The organism is Candidatus Abyssobacteria bacterium SURF_5 (assembly GCA_003598085.1).
GTDB lineage: Bacteria > Abyssobacteria > SURF-5 > SURF-5 > SURF-5 > SURF-5.
Genome location: QZKU01000092.1, coordinates 54,782 through 63,144, shown reverse-complemented (window position 1 = coordinate 63,144; position 8,363 = coordinate 54,782). Strand labels below are relative to the sequence as shown.

Sequence of the window (8,363 nt, the reverse complement as noted above, 5' to 3'; positions counted from 1 at the left end):
ATACCCTCTGCGACATTGCTCTATTCCTCTTTCACCATAAAAACCCTGTCTTTGTGCCCTTTCACTCACTTCCGAATGTCGGGTTGCGGAATCGCTGGATTCGGCGGGAGAAGCTGGAATTTTTTGCGGAATTGTGGTATAATTTTTTTTGGTACGCGTCCGTTATGGACCGCGGGTTGATCCCGCCTGTCGAGGATTACCCTGTGGCTTTTTTTTTCTTCAGTTTTCTTGACTTGAAGGAAAAGATTTGTTATCTTTTTTTGGAAGAACGAAGGGAGAAGCAGTTTCATAGTAGGGCCGTTAGCTCAACTGGTAGAGCAAGTGACTCTTAATCACTAGGTTCGGGGTTCGAGTCCCTGACGGCTCACCCGTGGGCATGATCCCGGGCGTAATCATCGGGCGGGTGGCGGAATCTGGCAGACGCGCATGACTTAGGATCATGTACCTTAGGGTGTGCGGGTTCAATTCCCGCCCCGCCCACCATTCCCTTCCTGAATCATTTAACCCCTTTGGAGGTTGTTCACTTGAAAGTTAATGTGGAGAAACCCTTCAGCTACCAGCGGGTGCTGAAGATCGAGGTCCCGCCGGAGACGGTCGGCGAGGAGATTGAAAACCTGTATTCGAAGATACAAGAGACGGCAACGCATCCCGGCTTTCGGAAGGGAAAAGTGCCGCGCAGGATACTCGAGCGCAAATTCGGGAAATCCATCCGGATGGAAGCCGTTGAAAACACGGTGTCTTCCTCGCTGAAAAAGGTTCTTGAAGACGAGAAGATCGTTCCTTTGACCGACCCCGATTTCGGTGAAGTAAAATTCGAAGACGAGAATGCCCCTCTTTCATTTGAAGTGACCGTTGAGGTGGAGCCGACGGTTGAACTTGGCGCCTACAAGGGGATTGAGCTGAAAAAGCCGAAACTCACGGTGACGGATGAGGACATCGACCGGGTGCTCAAGCGACTGCAATTGAGCAACGCGAAGTACACGCCTGCGGAGCGGCCGGCCCAAAAGGGCGATATCGTGATAGTGGATTTTGACAGTTACGCCGAGGGCAAGCCGCTGAAAGGCGGCAAGGCGGAAGGTTTTCCGCTGGAGATAGGCTCCAACGCCTTCGGCGAGGACTTTGAGAACCAGTTGATCGGGATGAATCAGAACGAGGAGCGGCGCATCGTGGTGGCTTACCCCGCGGACTATCGAGCCCCGGATCTGGCAGGAAAAGAAGTGACCTTTATGGTCCGGATGAAGGACATCAAGGTGCGCGAGCTTCCGGAGATAAATGACGATTTCGCCAAAGATGTCGGTCATTCGAATCTGGAGGAACTGAAAGCGCGCGTTCGTGAGAATCTTCTGAAGGATCTGGGGAACCGGATCGAGCACTTCCTTCGGGAGCAAGCACTTTCAAAAGTGGTTGCCGACTCGAAGGTGGAAATCCCGCCAAAACTGAAGTCGCGTCTTTCAGCCTCGCTCTTTGAAGAGGAGGTCAATCGCATGGCTCAGCAGGGCGCCGACCGTGACGCAATTACGGAGAAACGCGACAAGATAGCCGAATTCGCAGAGATAGAAGCGGATCGGCGGCTCAAGATCAATTTTGTGACCGACGAGATCGGCCGGCGCGAAAACCTTGACATACCCGAAGAGGAACTGAAGAAGAGCATCGAGGAGACGATAGCGGAAGCCGAGTCGACCGACCCGCGCCTGCGAAGCTATTTCAACAGCGAGCGCGTGCGCGACCGGTATAAAGAGCAACTCCGCGCACGGAAGATTTTGGACTTTATCGTGAGCAATGCTACAATAGAGGAAGTCGTTGAACAAACCGGGCCGGCGTCTGAAGCGGACGAGAAGAAGCTGATCATGCCGGATACCGATTTTGTTTCAGATAAAAAAGAAGAAGGAGACAAATAATATGCCGTTAATCATACCTCGCATTGTCGAACAGGACGCTCGAGGCGAAAAGGGCTGGGATATCATCTCGAGGCTGCTCAAGGATCGCATCATCTTCATTGGGGAGACGATTGATGAATGGGTCGCCCAACTGATCATCGCCCAGCTTTTGTATCTGGAGGCGGAAGACCCTGAAAAAGACATCTATTTATATGTAAACAGCCCGGGCGGCTATGTGACGGCCGGCCTGGCGATTTACGATACGATGCAATTCATCCGCGCGAACGTATCGACCATCTGTATCGGTCAGGCGGCGAGCATGGGAGCGCTTCTGTTAGCCGCGGGCGCGAGCGGGAAGCGGTACGCTCTCCCCTACGCCCGGATTCTCATCCACCAGCCGCTGGGCGGAGCGCGCGGGCAAGCCACGGACATAGAGATTCAGGCACGCGAGATTCTGAAGATCAGGGAGATCATCAACGAGATTTTCGTGCGACACACAGGGCAGACCCTGCAGAGAATCCAGTCCGACACGGAACGCGACTTTTACATGTCGGCCGAAGAAGCGAAGAACTACGGCATCATCGATGAAGTGTTGACGAAGCCGGTGACGAAATAGACGGAGACTTGAAGGCATGGCAATGAATTACGGCGACGGAAATGAGGTTCCCTCCTGCTCGTTCTGCGGAAAGCGGCAGGACGAGGTGAAGAAACTGATCGCGGGGCCGATGGTCTACATCTGCGACGAGTGCGTCGAATTGTGCGGCGAGATGATCGAGGGCGAGACCCGGGTCAGCACGCCGGCGCAGCGGCCGAAGGTTCCGAAACCGAAAGACATCAAGAAGATCATGGACGAGTATGTGATCGGACAGGAACACGCTAAGAAGATCCTGTCGGTGGCCGTCCATAATCATTACAAGCGGATCGAGCTTGATCTCGATGATGATGAGGTGGAACTGCAGAAGAGCAACGTGCTGCTGGTCGGCCCGACCGGCTCAGGCAAGACTCTGCTCGCGCAGACGCTCGCTCGCATTCTTGACGTCCCTTTCGCCATTGCGGATGCCACTACGCTGACTGAGGCCGGCTACGTGGGAGAAGACGTCGAGAATACGATTCTGAAGCTGCTCCAGGCCGCGGACTATGATCCGGAGCAGGCGGAAATCGGCATTGTCTATATTGATGAGATCGACAAGATCGCGCGCAAGAGCGAGAACGTGTCGATAACGCGGGACGTATCGGGTGAAGGCGTGCAGCAGGCGCTGCTGAAGATACTGGAAGGCACAATAGCCAATGTGCCGCCGCAGGGTGGGCGCAAGCATCCGCAGCAGGAATACATCCAGGTGGACACCACCAACATCCTGTTCATTTGCGGGGGCGCCTTCGTCGGCGTCGAGAAGATCATTGAAACGCGGCGCGGCAAGAAGGTAATCGGTTTCGGAAGCGACACGCGCATCCATCAGACCGGCCAGAAGGGCGAGATTCTGAAGCACATCCAGCCGGAAGATCTCCTGAAGTACGGGATGATACCGGAGTTTGTGGGCCGGCTTCCGGTCATCGCCACGTTCGACGAGCTGTCCGAGAACGATCTCATCCGCATCCTGCAGGAACCGAAAAACGCGCTGGTAAAGCAGTACAAGAAGTTCTTCGATATCGAAGGCGTGAAGCTGACGTTTACGGACGACGCGCTTGCGGAAATTGCGAGGCAGGCGATCTCTCGCAAGAGCGGCGCACGCGGTCTTCGGGCAATTCTCGAGGAAGTCATGCTCGACATCATGTATGAGACGCCGTCGAAAAGCGACGTCAGAGAATGCATCATCACCGCCGCCGTCGTGCGCAAGGAAGAAGAGCCGAAGATCATCTACGTGAGCAGAAAGCGCTCGGCTTAAAAGGCCGGGGGACGGACCCCGTAACATCCTTAAAGGAACCAAAAGAGAGGCAGCATGAAGCTGCCTCTTTTCATTAGTGCGCACACAGACGCGCACAGCATCTTTTGAATTTTTGTTCCCGATTCTTCTCATTCAATGGAGCGCTGCATGAAAATCCAATCGGTGCGATACGTATTGAGCGCGGCCGCGCCTTCCCAATTTCCGAAGGACCGGCTGGCGGAAGTCGCTTTTTCAGGCAGGTCGAATGTCGGCAAGTCGTCTTTGCTCAACCGGATGGTCGGCAGAAAAATCGCAAAAATCAGCCAGACGCCGGGCAAGACGCGCGTGATCAATTTCTTTCTGGTGAACGAGCAGCTTTATTTTGTCGACTTGCCGGGGTATGGATATGCGAAAGTATCGAAGGCGATGCAGCGAGGATGGCAGCGCCTGATTGAACAATACATGGAGAAGAGGCCCAATTTAAAGGCAGTTGTGGTGATAATCGATGCGCGACGAGAGAGGATCCCGCCGGCGGACCTGCAGATGATCGAGTACGTCCTCTCGCTTGGAATCGTCTGTATCCCCGTCTTCACGAAGATTGATAAACTGACGCGATCGGAACGAGCGGCCCTGAAAAGGAACGGGTTTGCTCAATTGCCGGCGCGAGTGGAGGCTCATCTTTTTTCCGCCCTCACCGGTGACGGGAAGAAGGAGCTGTTAAACACTCTGGCAAAGTACCTCGCCTGATTGCCCGGGCGGCAGCGCCGCAGGCGGAGCGAAAACGGCGAGGAACCGGAGGGGATGAAAAGCAAAGAGATTCCTGCGCGGAAGATGAATTTCAAAGGAAAGACAATTGAAGCTTATGGCTGACAAGAATTCATTAGGTCGGAGATCAGCCGATATCACTTAAGTCCTCATCCGTCACATTATAGATGAAGATCGAATATCCGATGATGTGTTCCGGCTGCATCTTCCTCAGCCAGCGGTAGCAATCGTTATCGTTCAGATACAGCCCCTGCAGGTATGTGGCGCTGACAGCCCATGTGCCGGGAGCAGGCCCGCATTCATTGGGATCGACCCATTCGAGCCCATAATACTTCAGCACGCCGGGCGGCCCGAAATATCGGATTCTTGCATCCGCCACATTATTTTCCTTCAAATAGTCTGCGAGCCGTCCGAGGTCCTGTCCCCAGTCGAGGTTCGAATCGACCAGAAACTTGTATCCATGCGAGGGTCCGCCGGCGAATTCGTTGAAATAGGCCAAATAGTTCGGGTGAATCCATGCGATGGCCGCGATTTGCCAGACGCATAATGCCGCGAAGGCGGCTCCACGGCCGCCCCCGAAGCGGTGCACAGCACTGGTAGTCTGTGGAGCAGTTTCCGTCGACGAGTCGTTCTGTGATTCGTTTGATGGGCCAAAGCCGAAAGCTAAAATCGCCTTGCCGGCTATAATCGTCAACAACGGCAGCAGCGGGAGAAGGTATCTCACGCCGATATTGATTTTGGTTGGCAGCGAGAAAAAGATTACCATCGGCACAATCAAGTACAGGAGCAGTCGCTCGGCGGCAGGCCGGGGGGAAGGCCTTTGCCGGGTAAGCAGCCCCGCCGCCAAAAAAACGAGAAATGGAATCGTATTCTTCAGGAAGAATGCGACCCAATAGAAATACCACCAGCCGCTCCGGGAAACGTGTCCGAACAGGAAATTATTTTCCCATCCTTTCGCAGCCGCGAGCTGAGTATATATTCCCAATAGATAAGAATAGGCAGGTATGGCAATATCTCGTGCTTGAAGCAGTCCCACCATCCGCCAGAAGGGTTTTTCCTCCATCAATCTGTCAGCTTCGGGTTCAAGCCATTCGGGAACGAACGGGACGGCGAACTGAAATCCGTAGCCGGCCCAGACTACGATAAAGGCTATGCAACAAATGAGCGCCACCCCCGAGAGCGCGTCTATTGGTTTGTTTTTCCTCTCAGACTCATCATGCCTCACGCGATATACGACGGCGACAAATATGAAAGCCGGGATGAGGAGCAGCGCCGTGAATTTTGAGAGAAGCGCGAGCCCGAGAAGTATGCCGGTCACTCCCCCGCGTGTTTTCGATGGTTGAAGGAGATATTGATGAAAACTGAAGAATGCGGCGGTTGATGTCAGCGCGAGCACGATGTCCGGAGTCGCCAGTCTGCAGTTGGCGAGGACGAGCGGGGAAAGCGTGTACAAGAACAATGTCAGCAGGCCGGCGGAGTCGCCGTAGAGTTTTCGGCTCCACTGCCACAACAAGATCGCGAGCAGAGCCGACAATAAAACAAAGGGGACCCGCGAAAGGAACATGAGCAGGGCCGGCGGGTAATCGGTTTCGAAAATCAGCGGCAAGCCTGCGTATTCGCGATGAATGTATTGATCGCCGCCGAACCGGTCGGCATCGAGCTGGAGCGGCAGGAGCAATGCGCTATTGACGTAATACGAGAGCGGCGGGTGAAGCTGCAGGGGGATGATCTGCGGATTCCCGGTTTTAAACAACTGATAGCCGGCGCCGATGTAGCTGGGCTCATCCCATGTGAGCGAGAGCCCGCGCATACTCATAAGGGCGAGCGCAATATGTACCGCCACAAGCACGGCGGCCCAACGCATGGTGGAACGGTTTTTCAATGACGCCTTCATAGGAAAGTAAACGACAAAAAGCTGCTTTTATTGTAGCTTTTTCGGAAAGACGCAGTCAATCGGATCGGCCTGATCGCGAGGGTGCCCAGCTTGCATGGTTTGCGGGGCGGGCGTGCCAGCCTTCCTACTGTAGGCCTCTCTCTTTTCGCACCTGATTAATAGTTTTGTTGAGGAAATGGTCGACGAGCCAGGGCGCAAGCCGGTTCACGAGGGCAAACACTTTGCCGGAACGATTTGGTATGATCAGGAAATGTTGTTGTTCGAGCCCTTTGAGTGCGGCGGCGGCGACATCCTCGGGTTTCATCAATTTCGTGCCTTCGGACACTCTGAGAGTTTCGAGCGGCTTGTTCTTGTTTTCATTCTCGAACATTGGCGTGTCGACATCGGGCGGGCAGAGCACGGCCACGCTGATTCCGTAGGGCCGTAATTCGCTGCGAAGCGCCTCGGAGAAGCCGACGACGGCGAATTTGGAGCCGCTATATCCGGTGTATCCGAAAATGCCCTTGAGGCCGCCCAGGCTGGACACATTGAGTATCCACCCGCATCGCCGCTGGATCATGCCGTCGAGCACTTCTTTGACCGTGTAGATCGTCCCGAAATAATTGATGCGCATCTCTTTTTCCATGCTGTCGACGCTCAGGTGCTCGACATAGCCTGGGTTGACGTAGCCGGCGCAATTTACAAGCATGGCTGCGGGCCCGCATTCAGCCTGGGCGCGCGCGATTGCTTGCGCAACAGCCGACCGGTCGGACACATCGGCAACGCAGCAGCCGACCTTCTGCGACTTTTCGGAGACATTGGCGCTGATTTCGCTGCATGCCGCCGTGAGCACGTCATCCCTGCGGGCGATAATAAATATATTTGCTCCGCGCTGCGCCAACAGTTTTGCCAGGCATTTTCCGATGCCGCTCGAGCCGCCGGTGATGATTGCCGATTTGCCTCTGAGATCCATCTTGCTCTCCTGCAAACGAGGTGTTTCCGGATTGGTTCATGCGTTCAGATTAGCAGGAGGCTGGAACATGTGTCAAATGACGGCCGGCAAGGGATTGAGGGCGCTTTCTTGCCGGTGGCGCCTGATCAGGGGCAGTAACTGACGCGGGTGCCTCTGGCCATGCTGTTCAGGGCGGCATACAGTGGCGAGACGGGAAAATGAAATTCGTTCTTGTCGTACCGGCTGAATTCGACGTGGCCGTCGAGATAGAGGATGTTCAGTCCGGCGGGAATATGATTGAAGTCATTGAGGCTTGTCGAGATCTGGTCCCACATGATGGGAACTGAAGCAGCTCCGGCGGTTCCGGTCAGGATTTGGTTGATATCAGTAATAAGGAACCGATCGACATTTGCCGAGAGCCTGTGGTGGTAGTTGCCGCCGGCGCTGCCGGAACCGGCGAATCCGAACGAGGCGATATTTGTGCTGTGGGCTCTCCAGCCGTCAGTGTGGCTGTGGCTGATTGGCATAATCGTGTCGACCCATGTATAGATGGCTGCGCCAGCAAGCATATCGCTGTCGCTCGTTATCATCCACCCGAGATATATGTAGCTGGAGGGCCCGATACAATTGGGGTGCACCGTTCCGGCGCGAAACGGCCGCGAGGCGGCGCCGAAAGAATTATCGCTTAAGGTCGTATCCACTGCGAGCCGGAAATTGTTTTTCGGATCGTACGAGGGGTCGGAAGGGCAGGCGGCGATGAGGGCATCTGAAAGGTATTCCGGATACAGGGCATCGGCATCGAACATGAAGCGCTCGCTGATATTTTCGATCGGCGGATATGAAGACCGGTGTTCCGAGGCGTACAGGTTAAATATCATGCCGAGCTGTTTGAGATTGTTGACGCAGGATGTGCGGCGCGCCGCCTCGCGCGCCCGCGCAAGGGCCGGCAACAGGAACGCGGCCAGGATGCCGATAATGGCGATAACCACGAGCAACTCGACAAGCGTGAATCCCCTCCTCTGAGTGCTCATGAA

General features: G+C 55.0%; 8 protein-coding genes and 2 tRNA genes. 6 read left to right on the top strand and 4 right to left on the bottom strand.

The annotated features are described in order from the left end of the window. Positions 1 to 65 precede the first annotated feature (65 nt). Positions 66 to 290, bottom strand: coding sequence for a hypothetical protein (locus C4520_13480; protein ID RJP19191.1), 225 nt, complete (start codon positions 288 to 290; stop codon positions 66 to 68). 4 nt (positions 291 to 294) lie between these two features. Between C4520_13480 and C4520_13475 the strand changes: the two genes are divergently transcribed. The 6 genes from C4520_13475 (at position 295) to C4520_13450 (ending at position 4,486) form a co-directional block, all read left to right on the top strand. After that, positions 295 to 370: transfer RNA gene (locus tag C4520_13475), tRNA-Lys, on the top strand. A gap of 27 nt (positions 371 to 397) precedes the next feature. Continuing rightward, a tRNA-Leu gene (locus tag C4520_13470) sits at positions 398 to 483 on the top strand. Further along, entirely contained in the window at positions 465 to 1,898 is a 1,434-nt protein-coding gene (gene tig / locus C4520_13465; protein ID RJP19190.1) for a trigger factor, read from the top strand. The genes C4520_13470 and tig overlap by 19 nt, the downstream gene beginning before the upstream one ends. A gap of 1 nt (position 1,899) precedes the next feature. Beyond that, positions 1,900 to 2,493, top strand: coding sequence for an ATP-dependent Clp endopeptidase proteolytic subunit ClpP (clpP, locus tag C4520_13460; protein ID RJP19189.1), 594 nt, complete (start codon positions 1,900 to 1,902; stop codon positions 2,491 to 2,493). A gap of 22 nt (positions 2,494 to 2,515) precedes the next feature. Continuing rightward, positions 2,516 to 3,760, top strand: a complete 1,245-nt coding sequence (gene clpX / locus C4520_13455; GenBank protein ID RJP19194.1) for an ATP-dependent Clp protease ATP-binding subunit ClpX — start codon at positions 2,516 to 2,518, stop codon at positions 3,758 to 3,760. 147 nt (positions 3,761 to 3,907) lie between these two features. Continuing rightward, positions 3,908 to 4,486, top strand: a complete 579-nt coding sequence (locus C4520_13450) for a YihA family ribosome biogenesis GTP-binding protein (GenBank protein RJP19188.1) — start codon at positions 3,908 to 3,910, stop codon at positions 4,484 to 4,486. Between the two features lie 145 nt (positions 4,487 to 4,631). On the opposite strand, the gene C4520_13445 is transcribed toward C4520_13450, so the two are convergent. The 3 genes from C4520_13445 to C4520_13435 all read right to left on the bottom strand — a co-directional run bounded on the left by C4520_13445 (position 4,632) and on the right by C4520_13435 (position 8,360). Next, positions 4,632 to 6,398, bottom strand: a complete 1,767-nt coding sequence (locus C4520_13445; protein RJP19187.1) for a phospholipid carrier-dependent glycosyltransferase — start codon at positions 6,396 to 6,398, stop codon at positions 4,632 to 4,634. 124 nt (positions 6,399 to 6,522) lie between these two features. Further along, positions 6,523 to 7,350: an SDR family NAD(P)-dependent oxidoreductase gene (locus tag C4520_13440; GenBank protein ID RJP19186.1), complete on the bottom strand. Its 828-nt coding sequence runs from the start codon at positions 7,348 to 7,350 to the stop codon at positions 6,523 to 6,525. A gap of 125 nt (positions 7,351 to 7,475) precedes the next feature. Continuing rightward, positions 7,476 to 8,360 (bottom strand): type II secretion system protein, encoded by an 885-nt coding sequence (locus C4520_13435; GenBank protein RJP19185.1) that lies wholly within the window; start codon positions 8,358 to 8,360, stop codon positions 7,476 to 7,478. Between the last annotated feature and the right edge of the window lie 3 nt (positions 8,361 to 8,363).